This window comes from Pararobbsia alpina (assembly GCF_965118125.1).
Taxonomy (GTDB): domain Bacteria; phylum Pseudomonadota; class Gammaproteobacteria; order Burkholderiales; family Burkholderiaceae; genus Pararobbsia; species Pararobbsia alpina_A.
The window spans coordinates 477,211-501,687 of the sequence record NZ_OZ221287.1 but is presented as its reverse complement, the minus strand read 5'-3'; the positions used below and the strand labels follow the sequence as shown (position 1 = coordinate 501,687).

At 62.8% G+C, this 24,477-nt stretch carries 19 protein-coding genes; 7 read left to right on the top strand and 12 right to left on the bottom strand.

Annotation, left to right across the window (positions count from 1 at the left end; genetic code table 11):
• Positions 1-12: 12 nt before the first annotated feature.
• The gene (gene glmU, locus ACMFWR_RS02060) at positions 13-1,377 is read right to left on the bottom strand and encodes a bifunctional UDP-N-acetylglucosamine diphosphorylase/glucosamine-1-phosphate N-acetyltransferase GlmU (RefSeq protein ID WP_413193390.1); all 1,365 of its coding nucleotides are present in this window, start codon (positions 1,375-1,377) and stop codon (positions 13-15) included.
• Positions 1,378-1,541: 164 nt separating this feature from the next.
• Here glmU and ACMFWR_RS02055 point away from each other — a divergent pair, with 164 nt between their 5' ends.
• The gene (locus ACMFWR_RS02055; RefSeq protein ID WP_413193389.1) at positions 1,542-3,071 is read left to right on the top strand and encodes a hypothetical protein; all 1,530 of its coding nucleotides are present in this window, start codon (positions 1,542-1,544) and stop codon (positions 3,069-3,071) included.
• A 110-nt stretch (positions 3,072-3,181) separates the two neighbouring features.
• Here ACMFWR_RS02055 and ttcA read toward each other — a convergent pair whose 3' ends face one another.
• The 3 genes from ttcA to ACMFWR_RS02040 are packed head-to-tail and all read right to left on the bottom strand — an operon-like array spanning position 3,182 to position 5,433.
• A complete protein-coding gene (gene ttcA, locus ACMFWR_RS02050) occupies positions 3,182-4,231 on the bottom strand; it encodes a tRNA 2-thiocytidine(32) synthetase TtcA (protein ID WP_413193388.1) in 1,050 nt (349 codons plus the stop codon).
• 1 nt (position 4,232) lies between these two features.
• Positions 4,233-4,628 (bottom strand): dihydroneopterin aldolase, encoded by a 396-nt coding sequence (locus ACMFWR_RS02045; RefSeq protein ID WP_413193387.1) that lies wholly within the window; start codon positions 4,626-4,628, stop codon positions 4,233-4,235.
• A 13-nt stretch (positions 4,629-4,641) separates the two neighbouring features.
• Positions 4,642-5,433 carry an SDR family oxidoreductase gene (locus ACMFWR_RS02040; RefSeq protein WP_413193386.1) on the bottom strand — a complete coding sequence of 264 codons (792 nt, stop codon included), beginning with the start codon at positions 5,431-5,433 and terminating at the stop codon, positions 4,642-4,644.
• Positions 5,434-5,460: 27 nt separating this feature from the next.
• On the opposite strand from ACMFWR_RS02040, the gene ACMFWR_RS02035 reads away from it, so the two are divergent.
• Positions 5,461-6,690 carry a class I SAM-dependent methyltransferase gene (locus ACMFWR_RS02035; RefSeq protein ID WP_413193385.1) on the top strand — a complete coding sequence of 410 codons (1,230 nt, stop codon included), beginning with the start codon at positions 5,461-5,463 and terminating at the stop codon, positions 6,688-6,690.
• Between the two features lie 157 nt (positions 6,691-6,847).
• On the opposite strand, the gene ACMFWR_RS02030 is transcribed toward ACMFWR_RS02035, so the two are convergent.
• From ACMFWR_RS02030 to ACMFWR_RS02015, 4 genes are all read right to left on the bottom strand, one after another.
• Entirely contained in the window at positions 6,848-8,089 is a 1,242-nt protein-coding gene (locus tag ACMFWR_RS02030; RefSeq protein WP_413193384.1) for a multifunctional CCA addition/repair protein, read from the bottom strand.
• A gap of 132 nt (positions 8,090-8,221) precedes the next feature.
• A complete protein-coding gene (locus tag ACMFWR_RS02025; protein ID WP_413193383.1) occupies positions 8,222-8,869 on the bottom strand; it encodes a glutathione S-transferase family protein in 648 nt (215 codons plus the stop codon).
• A gap of 14 nt (positions 8,870-8,883) precedes the next feature.
• Positions 8,884-9,840 carry a complex I NDUFA9 subunit family protein gene (locus tag ACMFWR_RS02020; protein ID WP_413193382.1) on the bottom strand — a complete coding sequence of 319 codons (957 nt, stop codon included), beginning with the start codon at positions 9,838-9,840 and terminating at the stop codon, positions 8,884-8,886.
• A 155-nt stretch (positions 9,841-9,995) separates the two neighbouring features.
• The gene (locus tag ACMFWR_RS02015) at positions 9,996-11,963 is read right to left on the bottom strand and encodes a transglycosylase SLT domain-containing protein (RefSeq protein ID WP_413194740.1); all 1,968 of its coding nucleotides are present in this window, start codon (positions 11,961-11,963) and stop codon (positions 9,996-9,998) included.
• Positions 11,964-11,983: 20 nt separating this feature from the next.
• Here ACMFWR_RS02015 and ACMFWR_RS02010 point away from each other — a divergent pair, with 20 nt between their 5' ends.
• Entirely contained in the window at positions 11,984-12,577 is a 594-nt protein-coding gene (locus tag ACMFWR_RS02010) for a 5-formyltetrahydrofolate cyclo-ligase (RefSeq protein ID WP_413193381.1), read from the top strand.
• 122 nt (positions 12,578-12,699) lie between these two features.
• Positions 12,700-13,863, top strand: coding sequence for an ADP-heptose--LPS heptosyltransferase (locus ACMFWR_RS02005; RefSeq protein WP_413193380.1), 1,164 nt, complete (start codon positions 12,700-12,702; stop codon positions 13,861-13,863).
• Between the two features lie 99 nt (positions 13,864-13,962).
• Here ACMFWR_RS02005 and ACMFWR_RS02000 read toward each other — a convergent pair whose 3' ends face one another.
• Positions 13,963-14,979, bottom strand: coding sequence for a transporter (locus ACMFWR_RS02000; RefSeq protein ID WP_413193379.1), 1,017 nt, complete (start codon positions 14,977-14,979; stop codon positions 13,963-13,965).
• A gap of 806 nt (positions 14,980-15,785) precedes the next feature.
• Between ACMFWR_RS02000 and ACMFWR_RS01995 the strand changes: the two genes are divergently transcribed.
• On the top strand, positions 15,786-18,323 hold the full coding sequence (locus ACMFWR_RS01995; RefSeq protein ID WP_413193378.1) for a DNA-binding protein: 2,538 nt from the start codon (positions 15,786-15,788) through the stop codon (positions 18,321-18,323).
• 157 nt (positions 18,324-18,480) lie between these two features.
• On the opposite strand, the gene ACMFWR_RS01990 is transcribed toward ACMFWR_RS01995, so the two are convergent.
• Positions 18,481-19,446, bottom strand: a complete 966-nt coding sequence (locus ACMFWR_RS01990; RefSeq protein WP_413193377.1) for a glycosyltransferase family 2 protein — start codon at positions 19,444-19,446, stop codon at positions 18,481-18,483.
• A 404-nt stretch (positions 19,447-19,850) separates the two neighbouring features.
• On the opposite strand from ACMFWR_RS01990, the gene ACMFWR_RS01985 reads away from it, so the two are divergent.
• On the top strand, positions 19,851-21,125 hold the full coding sequence (locus ACMFWR_RS01985; protein WP_413194739.1) for a TIGR03862 family flavoprotein: 1,275 nt from the start codon (positions 19,851-19,853) through the stop codon (positions 21,123-21,125).
• On the opposite strand, the gene ACMFWR_RS01980 is transcribed toward ACMFWR_RS01985, so the two are convergent.
• Positions 21,110-22,264 carry a methyltransferase gene (locus tag ACMFWR_RS01980; protein ID WP_413193376.1) on the bottom strand — a complete coding sequence of 385 codons (1,155 nt, stop codon included), beginning with the start codon at positions 22,262-22,264 and terminating at the stop codon, positions 21,110-21,112. The genes ACMFWR_RS01985 and ACMFWR_RS01980 overlap by 16 nt on opposite strands.
• Positions 22,265-22,500: 236 nt before the next feature.
• Between ACMFWR_RS01980 and ACMFWR_RS01975 the strand changes: the two genes are divergently transcribed.
• A complete protein-coding gene (locus ACMFWR_RS01975; RefSeq protein WP_413194738.1) occupies positions 22,501-23,256 on the top strand; it encodes a glutathione S-transferase in 756 nt (251 codons plus the stop codon).
• 421 nt (positions 23,257-23,677) lie between these two features.
• On the opposite strand, the gene ACMFWR_RS01970 is transcribed toward ACMFWR_RS01975, so the two are convergent.
• Positions 23,678-24,097 (bottom strand): transcriptional regulator, encoded by a 420-nt coding sequence (locus tag ACMFWR_RS01970; protein ID WP_413193375.1) that lies wholly within the window; start codon positions 24,095-24,097, stop codon positions 23,678-23,680.
• Between the last annotated feature and the right edge of the window lie 380 nt (positions 24,098-24,477).

The window sequence follows — 24,477 nt, the reverse complement described above, 5'->3', positions numbered from 1 at the left end:
CTCGCGCTGGCCTTACTTCGACTTCTGCTTGACCGGACGGATATAACCGTCGCGCGTCTTCTGCGTCTTGTCGTTGAGCACAAGCGTGTCGGCAGGCACGTCTTTCCAGACGGTCGTGCCTGCGGCAATCGTGGTGTTGCGTCCTACACGAACGGGTGCGACGAGCTGCGTATCGGATCCGACGAAGACATCGTCTTCGACGATGGTCCGGTGCTTGTTCGCACCGTCGTAGTTGCACGTGATCGTGCCCGCACCGATATTCACGCGCGCGCCGATGTCGGCGTCACCGATGTAGCTCAGGTGATTCGCCTTGGCGCCCACGCCGAGCACAGCGTTCTTGATCTCGACAAAATTGCCGACATGCGATTCGTCGCCGAGCTGCGCACCCGGGCGCAAACGTGCGTACGGACCGAGCACGGTGCGCTCGCCGACGACGGCATCGTCAATCGCGGTATAGGCGGCGATTTGCGTGCCTGCACCGATCTTCGCATTGCGGATCACGCAGTTCGGCCCGATCGATACACCATTGCCGATCTCGACCTCGCCTTCGAAGACGCTGTTCACATCGATAAACACGTCGGTCCCACAACGCAGGTTGCCGCGCACATCGATCCGCGCCGGGTCCGCTAGCGTCACGCCCTCGTCGAGCAGTCGATAGGCCACGTTGCGCTGTTGAATGCGTTCAAGCTCGGCCAGCTGCAACTTGCTGTTCACGCCGAGCGTTTCCCATTCTTCGTCGGGTTGCGCAGTCACCACCTGCACGCCATCGCGAATCGCGGATTCGACGACATCGGTCAGGTAGAACTCGCCCTGCGCATTATTGTTCTTGAGTCCGGCGAGCCAGCCGTCGAGTTGCGCGGTCGGCGCAATCACGATGCCGGTGTTGATTTCCTTGATCTCGCGCTCGACCTGCGTCGCATCCTTGTGCTCGACGATACGCACGACATGGCCGTCCGCATTGCGAACCATGCGGCCATAGCCGGTCGAATCGGCGACATTTACCGTCAATACGCCGTAGTGACCACCCTCTGCCGCGCTCACGAGGCGCTCGAGTGACGAAGCACGCGTGAGCGGCACATCGCCATACAGCACGAGCGTGGGAACGGATGCGTCGAGCAGCGGCAGGGCCTGCTGAACGGCGTGACCGGTGCCGAGCTGCTGAGCCTGAACGGCGAACGCGATATCGGGTGCGGCAACGGCTTTCTGGACCTGATCCGCGCCATGTCCGACGACCACGACGAGCTTCGTCGGCTTGAGTCCGCGCGCGGTGTCGATCACATGGGAAAGCAATGGCCGGCCGGCCAGGGGATGCAGGACCTTCGGCAGCGCGGAACGCATACGCTTGCCCGCGCCCGCAGCCAGAATGACGATATTCACGGCGTGAAATCCCGGTTGAAAGGAAGCCGGATTCTAGCACGCACCTATGCGTCAAATCCTTGACAGACAAGGGCTGACGCGCCTTTTCAACATGCTTGTGCTGCCTCAAGTCTTCAGCAGGGCGGTCGATATCTCTGTTACCCATCCATATCGATATGCCGGCCATGAAACGCCTCGTCACTTGCTCTGCCGTTCTCAGCCTGTCCGTATTCACTGCGGCTTCGCAAGCCTCCATCGCGCCGGAACCGTCGGTGACGGTGAAGCCCGCGGTAACGCGCAGCATCCCGTCGTCGGCCCGTCCTGCCGGATCCGCCGCGACGTCCACTGCAGTCCAGGCCAACGCGCCGCACGCCATCACCCCGACACCCGCGGTTCTCGCAAGCATCGCAGGCATCGTGCGCACCGTTGGGCTTGACCCCAATAGCGACAATGGACGCCTGCTGACGCAATGGCTCATCAATGCGTTGAATGACCCTGATTCGCGGCGCTACGCTCTCACGCTGGCGCAAAGCAACCGTTCCGACATCAAGCAGGGCTCACAAACCCATGTGTCTCAGATGAATGCGGCGCTACGACGGCTGAATGCCGACGATCGCCTCGCACTCCTCCGATCGTATACGCAGCTGCTCTCAGGGATGACGCCCGAACAATGCGCTGTGCTTTCAGACGGGGCCAAAGGTGATTTCGCATCGGCGTTATCAATGCTTTCACCGAAGCAGTTCGAACAAGCCCTCGCGATTCTGACCTCGATCATCAAGGCTAACGCAGTCAATCCGCCCTCCAGCGAGACATACTCGACGGCGGCCATCCTTAAGGCAGACGGCGATCTGACATCCGCCACCAACACTGCCTGGGCGAAGCTACGGAAGCACGATCCCGAACTTCCGCTCGTACCTGAGACAGGCGTCAAAAGCCGCGCGGCATGCCTGGCATTCGGCAGCTTGTATGAATCTTTGCTTGCAATGAAAGAGCCCGAGCGCGCCATCGCCAGCTGGGACGTCCTGTCGTCGCCTTGGAAAGGTATGCTCGCCGCCCAGCTTGCCAGCAACCCCGACCAATACATCGACAGCGATTTCGATATCCAGGATCTGCCGGCGGAGATGGTCAGACACCTGCCCAAGTCAGGTGCGCATCCGATGCCCTATGGCCGCGTGGTCGTGCTTACCGAATGGACCAACGCGAAAGACCCGCACTCGCATTACAAGATTGAACAGAGTTTCCGGAATATGCACGACACGGGCGTGATCGTGTCAGTAGAGCGCCTCGCCGGAGTGCCCCGGCAAACTTACGCGACATTCAGCGCGGTTTACGGTGACGTGGATCTCAAGTCACATTCGGTCAGTATCGGCGAGCCCTACTTCCCCCCGGGGCTGATGCCTGCCGAGTACGACGCAAAACTCGACGCCGACGCATTCGAGCCGAGGCCCGGCACGCCGATTTACATGCCTGCCGCATTGCCCTCGCGGGACAACGATCGGGGCGCCGACTGCACGGTATCTGCGAGATATGCCGCCTCGAAGATCGACCCGGCCTTTACGGGCGATGCGGTCGACCTGAAATGCAGCGCCGTGGGGGAGCATTTCGAATACGAAGAGTCGTATCTATACGATTATCGATTCGCCCTGCATAACTATGAAATCGACGACAGCGGACTGGGCTACGTGACGAAGCGTACCGTGTCGATCACCCACTAGACGCCTCCCGCAAAAATCCCGACGCCGGCCTGATAGACACGCTGGCGTTGCGCACGCGGGGGCAACTCGTTCGGTCGCGAGGCCGGCCTTCGGCCTCACGACCCGTCCGACTACTCTTCGTCGAGTTTGACGAACGAGATCGTCTGCCCCGCCGGGCTCGCCGGCTCCGTGCCGCACGGATCTTCATCGAACGCGATATCGCCGTCCGCATCCGGGCGGCCCGTTGCCCGCAAGCCTTCGAAGCCGAACAGGTTGCGATCCATCAGGTGCGAAGGCACGACGTTGCCGAGCGCGTTAAACATGTTCTCGATACGGCCCGGGAAGCGCTTTTCCCAGTCGCGGATCATCGCCTTCATCTCGGCGCGCTTGAGGTTAGGTTGGCTACCGCACAGAGTGCAGGGAATAATCGGGAACTCGCGCAGTTCCGCATACCGTTCGAGATCGCGCTCGTTCACATACGCGAGCGGGCGGATCACAATGTTCTTGCCATCATCCGACTGTAGCTTGGGCGGCATGCCCTTGAGCTTGCCGCCGTAGAACATGTTCAGGAACAAGGTCTGCAGGATGTCATCGCGGTGGTGACCCAGTGCGATCTTGGTCGCGCCGAGTTCGCCAGCCACGCGATACAGAATGCCGCGGCGCAGGCGCGAGCACAGTGAGCACGTGGTCTTGCCTTCCGGCACAAGCTTCTTGACGATGCTGTAGGTGTCCTGGTTCTCGATATGGAACGGCACACCAAGCTTCGTCAGGTACTCGGGCAGTACGTGCTCCGGGAACCCCGGCTGCTTCTGGTCGAGGTTGACCGCGATGATCTCGAAGTCGATCGGCGCGCGTTCGCGCAGCCGCATCAGGATGTCGAGCATCGCATAGCTGTCTTTGCCGCCCGACAGGCAGACCATGACCTTGTCGCCGTGCTCGATCATGTTGTAGTCGCCGATCGCCTGACCGACCTGCCGCGCGAGACGCTTGAACAGCTTGTTGTTCTCGTACGTGTCGCGCTGCTCGCGGCGCGTGGACGGGTGCACGCGTGCGTGGGCCGCATCCGACGGGGCCGCATCAGCAGTCGATGCGGTCGATGCTGTCGACTCGTTCAACGTCGTCGCCGAGGTCGTCGGTTCCGCGGGCGCAAACACTGCGCCGGGCTCGTGGGGAGCGTTCATTTCAGGCTGCCTTGATTCTAAATACTTCGACTCCGACCGATTCGCAGTCCGGATACGCATCCGGCTTTTCGGTCGACACTCGCACCGCGCGCACTGACGGATGATCGAGCAATGCCTGTGCGATGTCGTCGCACAGCGTTTCCTGCAGATGGACATGGCCCGCGGCCACGCGGCGTCCAATCGTGTTGCGCATCAGGTTGTAGTCGACCACCTCGGCGAGCTTGTCCGACGCGGAAGTCGAGGCGGCAAGCATCACAAACAGGTCGACGTTAAATATCACGCGCTGTGGCCCCACCTTCTCCGACTCGTAGGCGCCGATCTTGGTCTGCACTTCGTAATTACGAAGAAACAGGCGCCGGCACTCTGCGAGACTCGGGTGAGAAAGGACGAAGGACATGGCGTATCTCGTTCTAGTGGTCGGCTGACGGGCGCAGCGACGGGTTCAGGTGCTCGCCGCCGTCGACGAGCAGGGTCGTGCCCGTGACGGCACGCGCTTCAGCCAGGTACAGCGCCGCCTCGACGAGGTCGGAAGGCCGCGAGCCGGCGCGAAGCGGCGTCTTGCGGTGGGCGCGCTCGAACTCCTCGGGGCTTTGGTCAAACGCCTGCAGCGTCAGCCCGGGTGCCAGGCCGACCACACGCAGCTTGGGCGCGAGCGACTCGGCCAGCATCGTGGTCGCGGTGTCGAGCGCAGCCTTGGTCAGCGTATACGACAGAAAGTCCGGATTCAGGTTGTACAGCTTCTGGTCGAGCACATTGATGACAACGCCGCGCAGGCGCTCGTCGTCGATGGCCTCATCGGGCGTCGCCGCGTGAAGCGCCCGGGCCAGCGCAAGCGGCGCGCCGACGTTGACCTGCATCATCTTCGTGAGCAAGTCGCACCGGAAATCGGTCGCGCTGTCTTCCTCGAATACCGACGCGCAGTTGATCACGCAGTTTGGCACGCCGATCGCGTCGGCCAGGTCGGGCACCAGGCTCGCGACGGCGGACTCGTCGGCCAGATCGGCTTCGAGCGCAACCGCGCGACCGCCCAGAATTTCGATCTCCTCGACCACCATCAAGGCTGCATCACGGGATCGATGATAGTGAACACCAACATCCCAGCCATGCGCGGCGAATCCGAGCGCGAGCGCACGGCCGATGCGCCGGCCCGCGCCGGTGATCAGCGCGACGCGGCGAGGCGGGTCGGAAAGGGTCGAGGTCATTCGGTCGCTCATTTACAATGCCGGGCTATGGCATCCCATCTTGAACCCGATAGTTTACCTTCTCCCGGCGAGGACGGTCTCGCGCACAGCGCTGCGCTGGTCGCCCGAATCGAACGCGAAATCGAGGCGGCCGGCGGCTGGCTGCCGTTTTCGCGCTATATGGAGCTCGCGCTTTACACCCCCGGTCTCGGTTACTACAGCGGCGGATCGGTGCGTTTTGGCCGTCGTCCGGAGGACGGTAGCGACTTTGTGACGGCACCGGAACTCACGCCGCTCTTCGCCCGCACGGTCGCCCGGCCGGTGGCCGACGCCCTGACAAGCTCAGGTACGCGCGAGGTTTTTGAGTTCGGTGCGGGTACTGGCAAGCTCGCGGCGGGGTTGCTCGAGACCCTGGATCGCTGGTCGGTGCCGGTCGACCGGTACACGATCGTCGACCTGTCGGGAGCGTTGCGCGAGCAACAACGGCAGACGATTGCCGATCGTGTGCCGCACCTCGTTGATCGTGTTCGATGGATCGATGTATTGCCCGAGCAGTTCGAAGGCGTGGCGATCGGCAATGAGGTACTTGATGCCATGCCGGTCCGGTTGCATGTGCGAAGCGAGAACGGCTGGCTCGAACGCGGTGTAGTCGCGAAGTCGCGCGGTGGCGAAGCGATCGAAGTCGGATCTGGCGCGACATCGGCATTCGCCTGGGACGATCGAAGCACGGCACACGATGACGCGCTGCTGACGTTGCTCGACGCGATCGACGCCGACGAGGGGTTCGTCACCGAATCGCACGAGGCCGCACGCGCTTTCACACGCACGCTGGTCGAGAAGCTCACGCGAGGCGTGATCCTGCTGATCGACTACGGCTTTCCGGAGCGTGAGTACTACCACCCGCAGCGCGCCGAAGGCACGTTGATGTGCCACTATCGGCACCGCGCGCATGGCGATCCGTTTCTGTACCCGGGCCTGCAGGACATCACAGCCCACGTCGATTTCACGGGCATCGCTCAGACCGGCATCGATGCCGGTGCGGATCTGCTCGGATATATGACGCAGGGACGCTTTCTGCTCAACAGCGGGCTCGCCGATACGCTCAGCGACATCGATCCGCGCGACACAATTGCGTTTCTACCCGCGGCCAACGCGGTTCAGAAGCTCGTATCGGAAGCTGAGATGGGCGAACTCTTCAAGGTTGTCGCATTCGGTAAGGGCGTCGATCCTGATGCGATCACCGCATTCGTGAGCGGCGACCGGTCGCATACGTTGTAGGGAGCTGCCCGGCTCCGCTGCATCGCCGGTCGCTCAGGCGATTCGGCGTGTTATTCAGCCGAGCGCACGCATCAGCACCGTAAGCGCAATGCCATCGATAAAGCGCACATGCACTCGCCACCCACGTGTGTTGTGGATTGCTCGCAATGTCGTGGGCTCATTTCGCGGCACCTAGCGCCGTCTCTACCGCCGCCACACGCGCCTGATGCACCGCTTCCTTGATCTGTGCGGGGCGATTGGCGTATTGGCTTGCGACTGCGCCGGCGTCGACGGAGCGTGCTGCGGATAGTGCCTGGCGCAGCAGGTCGGCCTGAGGGTAGGCGCTGTCTTCAAACCCGAGGCGCCCTCGTGCGTCGGATTCGCATGCCTGCATGGCCTCTTCGAAGCGGTCGGGTTTGCGCAGTCCGTCGCATCGCTCGATCAACCTCACCAACGCTGCCGCATTGAGTTCGCGCGCGCGATGGATGTTGCCATGTTCGCGCGCGACGAGCACGGCGAGATCGCGGCAGTCGTTCGGTACCTTGAGCCGGTCACACAACGGCTTGAGCAAATCGACACTGCGACCTTCGTGGCCAATGTGGCGCGGCAGAATATCGGCCGGCGTGGTGCCCTTGCCCAGGTCGTGGGTCAATGCCGCAAAGCGGACGGCCAGCGAATACCCCTGACGCGCTGCATGGTCGAGCACCATCATCACGTGCACACCCGTGTCCACCTCCGGGTGATAGTCCGCACGTTGGGGCACACCCCATAGCCGATCAACTTCGGGAAGAATCCGCGCGAGCGCGCCGCAGTCGCGCAGTACGTCGAACATCCGCGACGGTGCGTGTTCCATCAGGCCGCGTGAGATCTCCTGCCACACACGTTCGGAAACGAGCGCATCGACTTCACCTGCCGCCACCATCTGACGCATCAGCGCCCGCGTCTCGTCCGCGACAGTGAATTCGGCGAAGCGTGCGGCAAACCGCGCGAGCCGAAGAATGCGAACCGGATCCTCGACAAACGCCTCGCCGACGTGACGGAACACGCGCTGTTCAAGGTCCCTTTGTCCGAGGTAAGGATCGACAATCTCGCCGATCAGGCTGCCATCAGGCGCACACTCGCGCGCCATGGCATTCACCGTCAGATCACGACGCGCAAGATCTTCTTCAAGCGTCACGTCCGGCGCGAAATAGAACTGAAACCCGTGATAGCCCAGCGCGGTCTTCCGCTCGGTCCGTGCGAGCGCATATTCTTCCTGCGTACGCGGATGCAAGAAGACGGGAAAGTCCTTACCGACGGGGCGATATCCGTCCGCCACCATCTGCTCCGGCGTGGCGCCGACCACCACGTAGTCGCGATCCTTGATGGGCAAACCCAATAGCCCATCGCGAATGGCGCCCCCCACTGCATAAATCTTCATGCGATCTCGTTACTCATGCGCTGAGGTTGATCGTGCAGCATCCTGACGCCGCACCTAGTCGATCTGCGACGCTGCCTGTACAGCACTGTGTGAAGTGCTCGTGGAAGCGCAGGTTGAAGCTATCCAGATGCCTCAAGCTATCGCGTCGTAATACTGAATCGCGGGTTCATCCTTCGACCCGTCGATCCACTCGCGCACCGCCGGCAAAGCCTTCACGCGCTCGATATACGCGAGCGACTCGGCTGACAATCCGCCAGGCTGATACGAATTGAAGCGCATCACGATGGGCGCATACATCGCATCGGCGATGCAAAACTCACCGAACAAGAACGGTCCTCCGCTCGCGGCAAGACATTGACGCCACAACGCATCGATACGCGAAACGGAGTCACGCACTTCGTCGCGCCGGCCGATATCGGGCCGGCTGATCTTGATGTTCATCGGCATCGTCTGACGCACGTCGGTGAAGCCCGAGTGCATCTCCGCACTGATCGACCGAGCGAGGCCACGTGCGGCCGGATTCACCGGCCACAGCGCGTGCTGCGGAAACCGCTCAGCCAGCGTTTCGGCGATGGCCAGCGAATCCCAGATCGCATGGCCGCGATCGTCGATCAGCGCGGGCACCCGGCCCGACGGCGAATACTTGAGGATCTGCTCACGCGTGTCAGGCTGATCCAGCCAGACCTGGATCTCCTCGAACGGAATGCCGAAGTGCTTGAGCAGCAACCACGGACGCATCGACCACGACGAGTAGTTCTTGTTGGCAATGACGAGCTTCATGGGATCCTTGTTGGCTATCGGTGCGCACTGGCCCGGTATCCGTCGAGCCGTGCCTGCAGGGCGCTGCCTCGCAGATAGTCCGTGGCAACCGCCTCCAGACTCGTGAGCTGCACGCCAAGCTCCGGCGGCAGGCGTACGTCGGACGTCGAGGGAACCGTCAACGACGCAAGATTATCGCGCGTAATCGGCGGCTCGCCGGGCATCATCTCGAAGGTCAGCGCCTGCAGATGGGCGAGCGACGTCGGCATTCGAATGATCTTGCGCGGACGCCCGATCGCGAGCCCGGCGTAGTGGACGAGCTCCTCGAGCGTATAGACGCGCGGCCCCGCAACGTCATACGTGTTGTTCAGCGTCAGATCCAGGTCGATCGAGTTGACGATGGCGTCCGCCAGATCGCCGATGAAGATCGGCTGGATCTTCGCATCCGGGCACGCAAGGGGTATGACGGGAAACAGGCGCTGCAGATCGGCGAACGTATTGAGGAAGCGATCGCCCGGGCCAAACACAACCGAGGGTCGGAAAATCGTCATCTGAAGATCGCGCGCTTCCCGCAACACGCGCTCGCCGTCCCCCTTCGAGCGCAGATACATGCTCGGCCCCTCGGGATCAGCCGGCAACGCGCTGACGTGCACGATGCGACGCAGCTTCGCGGCACGACACGCCAGCACCAGTTTCTGAGGCAGTTCGACGTGCGCCACGGAGAAACCCGGCCCGTACGGATCGCCCGTACCGCCGTGGAGAACGCCGACCAGATTGATCACGGCGTCACAGCCGCTCACAAACTGCACAAGCCGGTCGGTATCGTGGATATTCGTTTCGACAACATCGACAGGCAGCATCAGCAGATGTTGGGCGTGAGAACGGCGCCGCGTTGCAACCTTGACCTTGTGCCCGCGTGCGACGAGACGGTTGATCACGCTCGCGCCTACAAATCCGGAACCACCGAGCACGGCCACCGTGTTGTGTTCCATCTTCGCTCCTCCGAGATCGACGCATTGTTATCGGCGGCAGCACATGGCATGCCGTCCCGACCCCGTGCACGAGATGCACGGGCTCAAGACAGGATATTAACGCGGCGTCCCCGGGCGGAGGCGCAAGGCTCAATCAAGGCGCAATCAAGGACCAATCAGGGCTCGATAAAGCCCAGGCGCACCTTCAGCGATTGCGGTTTGCCCTCGAACAAAGCGGCGTAGTAGACCGTGTTCGACAGCACATTCTTCACGTAATCCCGCGTTTCGGTGAACGGGATCGTTTCGGCGAAGATTGCCCCTTCTTCGGGCTTCGTCAGGGCCGCCTTCCATTGGCGGGAGCGGCCCGGGCCTGCGTTGTAAGCCGCGGACGCGAGCACGGCCGAGCCGTCGAACTGGTTGTAGACCATCGACAGATACGTCGTGCCGAGCAGGATATTGGTGTCGATATCGGACATCTGATCCGAGGACAGCGAACCCAGCCCGATCTTGCGCGCGACCAGATTGGCGGTGCCCGGCATCAGCTGCATCAGCCCTTGCGCGCCCACGCCCGACCGCGCCGCGATCACAAAACGCGATTCCTGGCGAATCAGCCCATACGCCCATTCGACGTCGAGATCGTTTTGCTTCGCGTCACGCTCGACGATGTCCTTGAACGGCGCCGCATAGCGCAGGGTGAAATCGTGCTCTTGCTGCGTGCGATCGGCGGTGTTGACGACCCGATCATAGAGTTCGACCGACTTCGCATACTGGGCGGCCGCCAGCAATTGACGATCGGTCATGCCACGCAGCGCCCAGTTCCATTCGCGGTTGCCTTCGAACCGCAGGTTCATCGCGTAGAAGCGTTGAGCGAGCGCGAAGCCAGGCACGTTGCGCATGGCACGGATCTCATCATCCGTAACCGTCGTGCGCGCGGGCACGGTGATCGGATTGCCGAGTTCTTCGGTGGCGAGCTGGCCATAGAAATCGTAGCGCGACGCAATTAACCCGAAATCAGCTGCGGCGCCCACGGGGTCACCGAGCGCCTTCAAAGCACGCCCGTGCCAGTACACCCACGCCGGACGCGTGCGCAGCGTACCGGGCATCGACTCGATCGCCCAGCGCACCATCGTCCAGTCGCCGATGGCCAGCGCGGAACGCACACGCCATTCATACGCCGGATACGACATCGGCGCATTGACCGACAAGCGGTACCAATCGACCGCACCCGGCACCTGCTTGAGCGCAGCCTGATAACCGATGGTGCCCCAGCCAATCGAGCGCTCTTCCGGCGCAAGCGCCTGCGCGATCGACGAGTACGTCGCAGCGGCGACGGCGGGATCATTGCGTGCCATGCGCGTGATCGCCAGCAGCGCAAGCTGGTGCGAAGGCGTATTCATCGACACACCGCGCGCGAGCAACAGCGGCGGCTTGTTCGCCGCCATGTCGAGCAGCGTGTCGTCGGGGCGTTGCTGGCCAAGCGCGTCGGCGATCCGGTTGCCCGTGTTGACGTAGTTGTCTTCGTACGAGATGCGGATCTGCTGCCAGACGTCGTCGCTCGTCAGCTGGCCCTTGAGCGCCATCGCCGTGATCAGATCGACACAGGCGTCACCGTAGTTCTTCGGCTCGACGAGCAGCGCACGCGCCGGCTCGGTCACGTTCTCGTTATGGTTGAGCCGGCTTTCGAGCGCGTAGCACTTGACCTGCGTGTCGTCGTCGAGCGCGAAGCGCTTGTATTGGGCGTCGAAATTCTTCCAGTCGTGGCGCGAACCGAGCACGAGCAAATAGTCGTTGCGCAGCCGGTCGGCGATCGCCTGACCGTCATATTTGTCGAGGTACGCAAGGATCTGATCGTCGGGCGCGTTCGGATTCGCGTGCCCGAAACCGTCGAACAGCTGCGGCTTGAGCGCGAAATACTCGACGTACGAAGGAATCGGATAGCTCGAAAGACGCGCAGCGAGGCTCGCGGCCTGACCCACATCGTTCTGTCGCGCGGCGTCGCGCAACTGCATAAATGCCTGATCGTCCGGAGAGAGTCCGGCGGCAGCAATCGGGCGAATCGGTGAGGCACTGCTGCATGCCACCAGCGTGACACCGGCGATAAGCGCGGCGACCACGCGATATACTCGGACGAGACTCTTCGACATCATTGATACGAGGCAATTCAGTGGCGCAAAGCATAGCACGCGATCCTGAGCTCGCACGCTCTAAAACCGCGCTGCGCAAGGCGTTGCTGGCAACAAGACAACAGTTGCTTTTCGACGAATTGCGCAACGCCCGATTGAGCGATCATGTCGTCCGCGTTTTGGCGGATCGCGCCCCAAAGTGCGTCGCGATCTATTGGCCGATCGCCGCCGAATTCGATCCTCGACCTGCACTCGCCCGATGGTCTGCCACGCGTCCGGATGCCGTTGCCGCGCTTCCGGTTGTCGTCGAACGCGATACGCCCATGGCCTTTCATCGCTGGGCGCCCGGCGACGCGATGCGCAATGGCCGCTTCGATATTCCGGTGCCGGAATCGCAGATCGAAGTCGAGCCCGACTTGCTGCTGATCCCGTGTGTCGGCATCGACGATGCGCGATTTCGCCTCGGCTACGGCGGCGGTTTTTATGACCGGACGCTGGCCGCGTTCGCGTCTCGTGGCCTGCGTCGGCCAGTGACAGTCGGCATCGCGTTCGACGCAGGTCGCGTCGACGCCCTTCCGCGGGAACCGCACGACATCCCGCTCGACATCGGCGTGACCGAATCGGGCGCCTGGTGAGCGCGTACCTGGTGAGCGCGTAATAAGCGTGCAACAAGCCAGCGGGGGCGAACGATGAGCGCGCACTCGAAACACGGTACAGTAGCGATCAATTCGCCGCGTGCGACGCAGGGAACCCGACCGTGAACACCACGACCGCCGACCAAGCCGATCTGTCCGACGCCCCCCACCGGGAGGCGTCGCAAGGCTCCGCATCCAACGCCGGCGCGGGCGATCAGAATGCGGCCCCCCGCGAAGCCATCCTCGCGCACCGGGGCTCCTGGGTTACCGACGGACGTCTGATCGATCTGCCGTACGACATCGAAACGGGCCACCGTCCATTCCCGAGCGCGACGCCCCGCTCGCTCGCGACGCTGCGCAATGTCTCCACCGCAGCTCATGCCCCATTTACGCTGCCGGCCCGCCAGATCCATGTCGTTCATCTGATCGGCGCAATGGGCGTGGTGCTCGGCGATTCGATCGTCGGTTTGACGGCATTGCACTGGCTGCGCCGCACGCACCCGCCGCTCGAACTCGTGCTGTACCGGCCCGCTTCGGCGCCGGACTATGTCGAACAGCTCTATCGGCTCGCCCATACGGTTCGCATCGGCGAAATCAGGCAATTGCCCTGGCCGGTCGCGAGCATCGCGAAAGACGAGCTGGTCGTCGACCTTGGCAACATTGCCTATTGGCCGTCGTTTGCGACGATGCCGATGATCGACTTCTTCCTGCGCGCCATCGGTGTCGATCCGTCGCTCGTGCCCGCGTCGGACAAGGCCAATCGCTGGCTCACCGGATTGACGTTGCCCAAGCTGCCGGCCCCTTGGGCAGACCGCCCCTATGTATTGTTCAGTCCCGAGGCCAGCACGCCGATCCGTCAGATTCCGGCGTCGATGCATGCCGCCTGGATCGACCGGCTCTGGGATGCGCACGGCCTGCCGGTGCTGGGCTTTGCGCCGATCGACCATCCGCGCTACATCGATATCCGAGGCCTGTCGCCCGATACGGCGACGTTCCTGAGCTGGATCCGCGGTGCGCGTGCGCTTGTGACGGCCGATTCGGCCGCCGTGCACGCTGCGGCCGGCTTCGACGTGCCGACTACGGCCGTTTTCACGACCATCGATCCCGTCCTGCGCGTGCGCGACTATCCGCGCTGCCACGCCGTCGATCTCCGTATCCGGGCGCTGCAAGGGATGCATACGAGCGACGCCCCGGAGCACGCCGCGCTTGTCGAACAGGCGTGGCGCGATGCCGACTTCGATGCGATGCCGGTGCCGGCCATCAGCGACGCGCTGACCCCGCTCTGATTTCAGACGGAGCCGTTTTGCGGGTAGACGGGGCACCGCTGAGCGACGCCGGACTTCACACCCTACCTTGAAAGCACGGCTGCTCAATGCTGCGGCGACTCAATACCGCCGCTGTCTTCTGAAGGCCCACCAGCCTGCAATTCCGGTAAACGTCGCCACGAGCAGCACGAGAACCCAGAACCCGTGCCGGTGATTGGCGAGCGGAATCCCGCCCACATTCATGCCGAACAGGCCCGCGACGATATTGATCGGCAGGGCGAGCACGGTGACGACCGTCAGCGTGAACAGCGTGTTGTTGGTCTGCTCGTTGAGCTTCGCGGCGATTTCTTCCTGCAGCAGCTTGATGCGCTCGACGAGCGAGGTGAGGTCGTTGAGCACGACCGAGAACTCTTCGGTCGACTCGCGCAGATCCTGAACGTCGAGGTCGTTGAGCCATGCGGGCGGCTTGTTGAGCAGGCGGAACAGCGACCCCGGCTCGGGCGCCAGCACGCGCTGCAGCCGCACGAGCACGCGCCGCATCGAGCCGAGGTTGGCCCGGTTGTCGAGCAGGCGTTGGGACAGCAGCTGGTCCTCGACGCGGTCCGCGCCGAGGCTCGTCTGACGCACGATTTGCGCAAGCACATCGGCCTGATCGCGCAGCAGATGCACGAGCAGCTCGCCGGGTGAGCGGAATGTTTCGCCGCGCTTCACGGCGGCGCTCAGCTTGTCAACTGAACGCAAGGGCGTGAGGCGCGCCGTGACGAGCAGGTTCGGCGTCACGCAGACCCAAAGCGTGGAGATATCCGACGAAGCAAGGTCGAAGTTGAAGATCACGTCGTTGACGACGGCGAGGAGTTTGCCTTCGAGCTGCTCGATCCGCGTCGAGCGCGAACCGTCCCGCAAGGCGTCGAAGAACTCGTCGGGCAGGTCGAGATGTGTGCGCATCCAGCGCTCACATGACGATCGCGCGAGGTTCAGGTGGACCCAGAGAAAGTCTTCGCCGTGCGGTGCGGATTCGAGCCACTCGGCCGCTTCGGGCAATTCGATGGCCACGCCAGGCTCGCCCGGCGAGAAACGGAAGCCGTTGATCAGGCCGACGTTGTCGGAGCCGAAGTTGGCCAGCGAAACGAGATTCATGCGGGCTCCAGGGCGGATATATATAGGTATTGCGAAAGGGACGAAATGCGACCGCGATCAGGCGCGGATTTCAGCATCTTAATGTGAAGGTAATAGGGCGGTAAGGAAGTGGAAAGGGCTGATATTCTTTCAAAATACTTACGCTAATGCTTGCGCCGGATGCCAGATGCGCGGCAATCAATGATTCGGTCGCTGTATCGAGGCTTCGGAACTCACCGTGAATTCACCATCAGTGAATACCGGTTAATCCCTGTTGATACCCGCTCGATCCGACTCATTTACAACACTTCGGATGCCGAACTTCTACGCAATAAAATCCGCCCTATTCCTGCCAAACTTGCGTCCTATTCTTGATGGCGTACAAGTCCGGGCGATGCACCGCAATACGTCGGGTGCGCCCATAAAAAATGATTGCGGTTCATGGATGTAGCAGCGCTTCGGGCTGTGCGATAAGACCCACGCGGATGTCGTCAATCCGGGGAAAACACAGTGATGGCCTGGCCTGATGTTGCGTGGCACAAGCAGTCCGTGCCATGCGGCACGACGCTTGCGACGCGGAAGTTCACGTGGGTTATCAACAAAGCATCATGAAATAAGGGGCGTTCGGCGCTCTGTTTGCCCGATCGATGCGGATCAATTCGGCTACTGTAACGCCTGTACCGTGGCGAGCAGAGCATGTCGAAGCCGACCCTCGAGCGATCGCCTCCCGAATTGCGCAGCACGGCCTGAATCGACGGTTCCCCCGAAACGCCGGTTTGACCGAAACAAGTACCTGATTTCACCTCTATACCGATTGCCGAGGCACCATGGCTGGCACCACCCCCGAAGTAACCGACGACATTGTCAGCGAAATCGCCCAACGTCTGACCGTCGAAGGCCGCAAAGTCTCCCCTCTCGAAGTCTGGTCCGAAGTCCACGGTGGCTCGATCGTCACGGTCGCGGCCGCGCTGCGCCGCTGGCGCGAGTCGCAGTCGATGGCGCTGGGTCAGCAATATGAGCGCCCTGCACTGCCGAACGATATTTCGGACTTGATGCTGTCGGCTCTCGATCGCCTCTGGACGGCCGCAAACGACGAAGCGCAAAAAGATGCGTCGCGCCGCTTGCGCCTGACTTCGAAGCGCATCGACGAGGCCAACGCCGAACGGGACGAGGCGCTTCAGGAACTTCAGATCACGGTGGAGGAGCTCGAGTCGAGCCGCCGTCGCCAAGGTGAGCTGTCGGATGCATACCAGGAAAAGAGCGACGAGCTCTCGCGCGTGTCGGCCGACCTGATCTACGCGAACAGCCGCGCCGAACAGGCCGAAGTGCGCGCAGGTGCCGCCGACCACAAGATGCTCCAGATGTCGACGGACCTCGAGCGCGGCCGTAACGAACTGGCTGCGGCGAACGAGGCACGGGCTCAGGATCACGCCGCCTATGCGCAGCAGCTCAAGGAGCTTCAGGCGCTGGTCGACCAGGGTGCCGCCCACGCAGCGCAAGCCAGCGCGCTGACGGCTCAGCTGCAGGCGAAGGATGCCGAGATCGCCAAGCTCAACGCGCAAGTGACGGAAGTCAGCGCACTCGCAAGCGAGCTCGCGAGCCAGGCTTCGGAAGCCCAGAACTCCGCGTCGGACCTCAATATGAAGGCGGCCGCGGACGAAGCGAAGATCGCCGAACTGAACGCGCAGGTCACGGACGCGGCTTCGACAGTCGAAGCGCTCAAGTCGCAACTCCACGCTTCGGAGCAGCGCGCCACCGAGCAGACCGCACGCGCTGCGGAGCAATCGGCACGCGTCGCCGAACTGACCACGAACGTCGCAGACCTGACCGCACACGTTGCCGAGTCGAGCGCTGCGGCTGCCGCACACGCACAGCAGGCCACGCAAGCCGCGTCGAAGGTCGATCAGCTGTCGCTGGAAGCCACGGAAGCGGCGGCTCGCATCGAAGTGCTGACGCAGCAGGCACAAGGCGCCGCCGCCCAAATCGAAACGCTGACGCAGCAAGGTGAAATCTCGGCGGCTCAGGTCGACACGCTGATGTCGCAGAACGCGGATTCGACCTCGCAGCTCGACACGTTGTCGCAACAGCACGCCGCCGCAGTGGCCGACGCAGAAACGCTGCGCAAGGAACACGGCGAAGCCCGCGCGCAACTCGAAAGCCTGAGCCAGCGTTACGCCGCCGCAGTGGCCCAAGTGGATGCGCTGAACCAGCAAGCCAGCGTGTCGTCGGCGCATATCGAGCATCTGCAACAGCAGATGGCAGACTCGTCGGCCCACGCCAACGGTCTGGCACAGCAAGCTGCGGCGCAATCGGATCATCTGAGCACGCAGGTCGCATCGTCGGCCGCGCACATCGACGCATTGCAAAGAGATGCCGCCGCGGCTCAAGCCAAGATCGACGCACTGAACGCACAGATCGCCGAGCTGTCGCCGGCAGCGGCGCAAGCGGATGCGCGTGGTGCAGAACTCGCCGATCTTCAGGCCAAGCTGGCCGCCCAGCACGATCGACTCGCATCGAGCGAAGCCCAGACGGCCGCACTCGAAGCGCGCGCATCGGAACTGAATGCCTCGCTCGAGCACGCGCAAGCCGAGCTCGACAACGAACGCGCGAGCCGCGTCGATTCGATCGGCGAAGCAACGCGTCAGAACGAACTGCAGTCGCGCCTGACGGAACTCGGTATCGAACTCGCGCAGGCGCATTCGGAACTGTCGGATCAGCGCACGAGCCACGCCGAAGCGATGGCCCAGATTTCGCGTGAAAACGACGACCTGCGCCGCTCGATCCAGATGTACGACGCGGATCGTGACAAGCTCGTCGCCGCTCATTCGGACGGTGTGTCGGGCGACGCGCAGGCTGAGATCGATCGCATGCAAGGCGAAATCGATCGACTGCTCAACGAACTCGACTACGCCGATTCCCGTGTGGTCACGGCCGAAACGCGTGCGAACGAATTCGATGCACGACTCGCCGAACTCGCTTCGACGATCGGTGGTGCACAGCAGGATCTCGTCTCGGAACGTGAAGCAGCAGTCGAGGCCGTGAAGAAGGTCAACGACCTGCAGCGCGAGCTGGCGACCCATGTCGAGCGCCGCAACGCTGAAATGGAAGAAGTGCACCGCAACTACGAGAAGTGGGATGCGTATGCGAAGAAGCTCAAGCAGCACCTGAACGACGCCATGGAACGCAATGCGCTGTTCGAGTCGCGTGCGGCAGGCGAAGCGTCGTTGCGCAACAAGCTGAGCGCCGAACTGGGTTCGATGAACCCGGGCCACCCGCTGCTGCGTCTGGATGTGCAGGAACAGACGATTGCCGCGGCGCAGGCCGAGCAAGCCCAGCGCCAGCGTCAGACCGAGCCGGCTCGCTGATGACCGGCAAGCCTGATGGCAGGGCGCAATAAAAAACCACCCTTCGGGGTGGTTTTTTTATGTCTGTCGCGTGCTTCGCCCGCCTTAGACCGCGCCCCCACCTTATCGGGTGCTTGAGCTTCAATCCACGCACGGCGCGACCGATGTGCCCCGATCGCTACGCCACCGCCCGTTTGCCGCGCGTGCGCTGAAGCATCGATTTGCCGATCAGGAGCATGTGGTAGTAAAAGCGCGGGCTGAGCCCGTAGTTGTACGCGTGAAGATGCGTGAGCGCGAGCTTGAGGCTGTTGATCGGCTGGTTGTGCCTCGACAGCGTCGAGACGACGATCGGCACCATGCGCTTGTAGGCGACCCGGCGAGCCGACTCCAGATTGCGCGACAACTTGAGCGCGTGCACGACGCGATAGGCCTCGACCGCCGCCGAGTTCAGCGACACGGCGGTCGTCTGCGAAATCGCACCCGGCGTCACGCGATATGACGACACGTATTTCTTCAGGTAGTAGATCTTCGACGCCGCGAGACAAATTTCGACGCCGAACGCGTAGTCGCAGCCCGAGCCGAATTTCGCCTTGTAGTTCACGCGCTTGACGAGGTCAGCGTTCGCGAGCCATCCGTTGTTCGGGAACATCGACACCAGGCCCGTGCGTCCCGGCTCCTTTTGAAGCCCTTCGGCGCGCTGGGTCCGATAAAACGCGATATTGCCGGCCCGGCTTTGTTCGAGATCGACCTTGCCCTCGATATCGATCACATATTGATCACCGAATGCGATTTCAAGGTCGGGATGACGTCGCCAGAGGCCGAGCATCGATTCGAGCGCGTCGTGCTCGAGCAGGTCGTCGTCGTGCAGCAGCAGGATCTTGTCGCCTTCGGCACGCGAAAACAGGCTTGCGACGTTTTGCCCCTGGCCGAGCGAGGGGGTGTTGCGAACGTAGTGGATGCGACCGTCTTGCGCGTAGCGCGTGTGCATCATCGCGTGCGTCGCATCGCCGCGCGAGTCGTCGCCGATCACGATCTGAATGTGCGGATAGGTCTGCGCGAGACACGACGCGAGCGCGAGCTCGAGCAACTCCGGCCGGTCACAGGTCGGGATGCAAATGGAAACAAGCACGTCGCTGTCGATCACGTCAAAATCCCCACAATGTCAGGCCACGCCGAGCCGGCCACCGATCGCCGGCATCCGGGATGCCCGGACAGGTGCCGCGAAGTGACTCGATGTGCGCCGCTCAGCCTCTGCCCGATCGCCGCCAGTCTCTCAGGTGCGCGCCCGGCAGTCCGTGCCCGAGCGAACATTCACGCGATAAGCGATGGTTTTGAGGTATGGTCACGTCCGCGCGCCGCCATCGACGCCCAATTTTTGCCGCATTCATGCAGAACATGTTTCCGACTGGTCCTGCTTCTGGACCCGCTTCCGATCCTGCTTCTGGTCCCGCTTCCGGGCCCGATTCGGATCCCGTTCATGTCGCCTCCGCTGCGCGCGCGTTGCCTGGGGGGATGTCGCTCGCGCCCCTCGACAACGCGTCCGACGCGCTGTCGACGGGCCATCGCCAACGCACGGTGGCTGTGATCGGTGGCGGTCCTGCCGGGCTGATGGCCGCCGAAACGATGGCTGCCGCAGGCTTTGCCGTCGCCGTGTTCGACGCCATGCCGTCGGTCGGACGCAAGTTCCTGATGGCCGGCAAGGGCGGCATGAACCTCACCCACTCCGAGCCTCTCGACGCGTTCCTCGGGCGGTATGGCGATCGACGTGCGCAGCTTGCCCCGTTGATCGACCTGATGCGGCCCGAGGCGCTGCGCGCGTGGACCCGCTCGCTCGGCTTCGAGACGTTTATCGGCAGCTCCGGACGGGTTTTTCCGACCGACATGAAAGCCGCCCCCATGTTGCGTGCGTGGCTCCATCGGCTCAAGCAGCACGGCGTGCAATTTCATATGCGACACCGATGGACAGGGTCGTCGCTGCACCGTATCGAAGGCTCAGGACCGGATCACCGCAACGGCCATCGGCTGACGTTCGTCACCCCCGACGGCGAACGCTCGTTTCTGGCCGACGCCGTCGTGCTGGGGCTGGGTGGCGCCAGTTGGCCCCGGCTCGGCTCGGACGGGGCATGGGCTCCGTGGCTTCAGGCCGCCAGCGTCGATATCGCCCCGCTGGTGCCGGCCAATTGCGGCTTCGATACGACATGGACAGAGCACTTCCGCTCGCGGCATGCGGGGGACTTTCTCAAGTCCGTCTCGCTGGCGGTGGTGACCGGCGCCGGTACCACTGCATTTCGCCAGGGCGAATGCGTCGTCACGGAATCGGGCATCGAGGGCAGTCTGGTCTACGCGTTGTCATCGGTGATTCGCGACGAAATCACACGTGCCGATCAGGCGACCGTGTTGCTCGACCTGGTGCCGGGGCTCAGCGACGAGCGTGTATTCGACGAAGTTGCACATCCGCGTGGATCGCGTTCGATGTCGAGCCATCTGCGCAGCCGGCTTGGACTCTCAGGCGTCAAGGCAGGGTTGCTGCATGAATGCGTGTCCAGGGAGGATTTCGCCGATCCGGCGCGCCTTGCATCGGCGATCAAAGCATTGCCGATCCGTCTGGACCGAGCCCGGCCAATCGACGAGGTGATCAGCAGCGCGGGGGGCGTGAGGTTCGAATCGCTCGATGCCAACCTGATGCTGCGTGCACTGCCCGGCGTCTTCTGCGCGGGCGAGATGCTCGACTGGGAAGCGCCGACCGGCGGGTATTTACTCACGGCATGCTTCGCGACCGGCGTCGCTGCCGGCCGCGGTGTCGTCAGCTATCTGGCGGCCTGATTGTTCCGCGCCGCGAGGCGCCACAACGAGGTCATCTCCCGCGTGCGCGCGGCGTGCAACGGGTCTTCCGTGTCGCTCGCCTTCGGGTGCCGTGGCCGCACGCTGAGTTTGTCGAGCACGGTGAGCCCGGCCTGCTCGAACAGCGCGAGGAGTTCGTCGCGCGTGCGCAGCCCGATATGCTCGGCGAGGTCTGACAGAATCAGCCAGCCTTCTCCACCGGGCTCGAGATGCGCAGCCAGACCGTTCAGAAAGCCCTTGAGCATCTGGCTCTCGGGATCGTAGATCGCGTACTCAAGAGCGGAGCTGGGGCGAGCGGGCAGCCAGGGCGGATTGCAGACAATAAGCGGTGCCCGGCCCTCGGGAAACAAATTGGCCTCGACGACTTTGACGCGCTTCGCATAGCCGAGACGCTCGATGTTCTCGCGCGCGCACGCGAGGGCGCGCGCATCCTGATCGGTAGCCACCACGCGCTCGACACCGCGTTTTGCGAGCAGCGCGGCAAGCACGCCCGTCCCTGTGCCGATATCGAAAGCCAGCGACGTGGAAGGCAACGGAGCCTGCTCCACAAGGTCAAGATATTCGCCGCGCACGGGCGAGAACACACCATAGTGCGGATGAATGCGATCGCCGAGCGCGGGAATCTCGACCCCGCGTTTGCGCCATTCGTACGCGCCAACCAGGCCTTGCAATTCTCTCAGCGAAGCGACGGACGGTTCGCCGTCGGCGGGGCCGTAGGCCTGTTCGCAGGCTGCGCGCACGTCGGGTGCGCGACGCAACGCGATGCCGTAATCGGCCTCGACCGGAATCAGCACCGCGTTAAGCGTGCGTGCCCGTTGCGATTGGGCCTGGCGATGCTGGTTGAACGCATCGATGAGCGTGGCGGGCGGCGCCTTCTTTTTCTTCGGCGGGCGGTCGACGCGACGGGCCATCGCCTGCAGCAATTGGCGCGCATTCTGGAAATCGCCGCGCCACAGAAGTCCCGTTCCCTCGGACGCAAGGCGGAACGCCGTGTCGGCCGTCGTGGTGTCGTCGGCAATCACGACGCGTCGCGGTGCGGGCGTTCCGGTCTCGGACCGCCAATGCGCCGAGCGCGCCTCACCATCATCCTCTGTCCATTCGATTGTCGGATTTGCGCTCATGACCTTGCCGCCGGGGAAACGGCCGATTCTACCTTGGCGAGTGCCGGCGATTCGCAGAAAAGCGTCCCGGCAGGCACATCCCGTGCGCCGGCGACCCAGGTGCATTCCCGACGCGCGGCATCGTGACGGTGCTATGTTGAGCACGCACGCATCGACCTCCGCGCATCGACTCATCGCTGCGCTTGCAGAATTCCCCTAACGACGGAGCACCTATGACTGACAACAAAAGCGGTCAACTGCGCTACGAACTTCACTACTGGGACGGGCTGCCCGGCCGCGGCGAATTCATCCGCCTCGCGCTCGAAGAGGCCGGCCTGACCTACGTGGATGTCGCACGCGAACCGGCCGAGCAACACGGTGGCACGAAGGCGATGATGGCCCCGATGAAAGACAGGCACACGGCCTATATCCCTTTCGCGCCGCCGTTCCTCAAAGCAGGCGATCTTTTGCTGTGCCAGACCGCGAACGCGCTGCTCTACCTTGGGGACAAGCACGGGCTCGCGCCATCCGACGAACAAGGCAAATACTGGGCGCATTCGCTCCAGCTCACGATCGCGGACTACGTGACGGAAGCTCACGACACGCACCATCCGTTGTCGACGAATCTTTACTTCGAGGACCAGAAGCCGGCGGCCAAGCAACGTTCCGCCGCCTTTCTCGAACATCGGGTGCCGAAGTTCATGGGGTATTTCGAGCGCGTGCTCGCCCAGAATCCGGCGGGGGACACATGGATGGTGGGCGACAGCCGGAGCTACGTCGATCTGTCGATTTTTCAGATCGTCGAGGGCACTCAGTACGCGTTCCCGCTCGGCGTCGAGTCGTTCGACGATGTGTGGCCCCGGCTCGCCGCGCTACGCGACCGCGTACGTGAACTGCCGCGCATCGCGGCGTACCTCGAGTCGGACCGCCGGATTCCCTTCAACGAGTCGTGCATCTTCCGCCACTACCCGGAACTCGATCAAAAGGGGCTGGCGACCGGCGGAAAAAAGTAGCGCGAGCCGGTTACGCGCGCGACAGATGAGTCGTATGTGCACCACACCATTTTTTCCGATCAGAGGCTAGAGGAGTCTCTCGGATTGGGCAAAATAGGGGTTTGCGCAAACGATTACGCTCTGTCAGCTTACGGCAGAGCCTTGTCACGTAAGGCTTGCAGAGCCATGCCAGACAGGGCATCGAGCGTGCCAGGCCCACGTTTACCCGTACAAGGGGTCAAGCGCTTAATTTTTTCTTGTTGCGGCGCAAAATCAGACCCGGTACATTGAACCCGTCTCCTCCATGTCCTCCGATATGGATTTAGCCCGCCGTAGCTTGACTACGCGGGCTATTTTTTTGCCTGCGCTCAATGACGACCTGGCAGTGAGCGCAAGCGAGACGGTGTCGGGACGATGTTGCGTCGCTTTCCGGCACTCCGGCTCAATCGGTCGACCCCACATAGAACTGCGTCACGATTTCCTCGACGAGCAGGCGATGACGCGGCGACAGCGCCTCGATCTTGCGCACGAGCGACGCACACTCGCCAAAACGCGGATGGACGTCCATGCCCAACCGGTTCGACGGCGTGCTGGACGTCGCATCGGAATCGGGCGGTGGTCCGTAGTGAAGCCAGTGCTCGGACACATTGAGCCAGCGCGCAAGCGTACCCAGCTTGTCGGATGTGGGGATCGCCTTGCCGCTGAGCCACTTGTGGGCACTCTGAACGCTCACACCTTCACCTTCTCGATGCTGAAGGTTGAACTCGCGCGCAAGGTCCGTTGCGCCTCTGCCCTTGGTGGCTTGGTCGAGCGCGGCTCGCAGGCGACGCGAGAAGGACTGTTTTTCGATGTCTGAGGGCATGGGGCAAATTCTGCATTGAGGACGTCGTGGATGCTCAACCGCCCGAGCAATTGGGTACGGATCCCCAATCGGCGCTCCGGCAACCCTTCGCACGGGCGCTCGCGCCGTGCAATCCCATTCAATGACACGGCCCGAAACGCGAGACTTGCCTTTTGCGCGCGCAGCACGACCGTTCGAAGCCATGCAGTCAGAACAAACAATATGCGACATGTTGTCGCGGATATCCCACTCGGTTTAAATCAGCTTCCATCCCGCTCCATTCGGGATGATGGCCTATCGCGAAATCAGGCATTTCCTCTTCCGGCGTCCATTGAGCGACGGCGTCTTGACGAATTCGTCTTACAGCGGCAGTCATTGGATGGACACGACTTCGTGCTCGC

Bases quoted from the DNA above. Each gene is read 5' to 3' on its own strand.
- ACMFWR_RS02055 (WP_413193389.1), top strand. From the start codon at position 1,542: ATGAAACGCCTCGTCACTTGCTCTGCCGTTCTCAGCCTGTCCGTATTC.
- ttcA (WP_413193388.1), bottom strand. From the start codon at position 4,231: ATGAACGCTCCCCACGAGCCCGGCGCAGTGTTTGCGCCCGCGGAACCG.
- ACMFWR_RS02045 (WP_413193387.1), bottom strand. From the start codon at position 4,628: ATGTCCTTCGTCCTTTCTCACCCGAGTCTCGCAGAGTGCCGGCGCCTG.
- ACMFWR_RS02040 (WP_413193386.1), bottom strand. From the start codon at position 5,433: ATGACCTCGACCCTTTCCGACCCGCCTCGCCGCGTCGCGCTGATCACC.
- ACMFWR_RS02035 (WP_413193385.1), top strand. From the start codon at position 5,461: ATGGCATCCCATCTTGAACCCGATAGTTTACCTTCTCCCGGCGAGGAC.
- ACMFWR_RS02030 (WP_413193384.1), bottom strand. From the start codon at position 8,089: ATGAAGATTTATGCAGTGGGGGGCGCCATTCGCGATGGGCTATTGGGT.
- ACMFWR_RS02025 (WP_413193383.1), bottom strand. From the start codon at position 8,869: ATGAAGCTCGTCATTGCCAACAAGAACTACTCGTCGTGGTCGATGCGT.
- ACMFWR_RS02020 (WP_413193382.1), bottom strand. From the start codon at position 9,840: ATGGAACACAACACGGTGGCCGTGCTCGGTGGTTCCGGATTTGTAGGC.
- ACMFWR_RS02015 (WP_413194740.1), bottom strand. From the start codon at position 11,963: ATGTCGAAGAGTCTCGTCCGAGTATATCGCGTGGTCGCCGCGCTTATC.
- ACMFWR_RS02000 (WP_413193379.1), bottom strand. From the start codon at position 14,979: ATGAATCTCGTTTCGCTGGCCAACTTCGGCTCCGACAACGTCGGCCTG.
- ACMFWR_RS01995 (WP_413193378.1), top strand. From the start codon at position 15,786: ATGGCTGGCACCACCCCCGAAGTAACCGACGACATTGTCAGCGAAATC.
- ACMFWR_RS01980 (WP_413193376.1), bottom strand. From the start codon at position 22,264: ATGAGCGCAAATCCGACAATCGAATGGACAGAGGATGATGGTGAGGCG.
- ACMFWR_RS01970 (WP_413193375.1), bottom strand. From the start codon at position 24,097: ATGCCCTCAGACATCGAAAAACAGTCCTTCTCGCGTCGCCTGCGAGCC.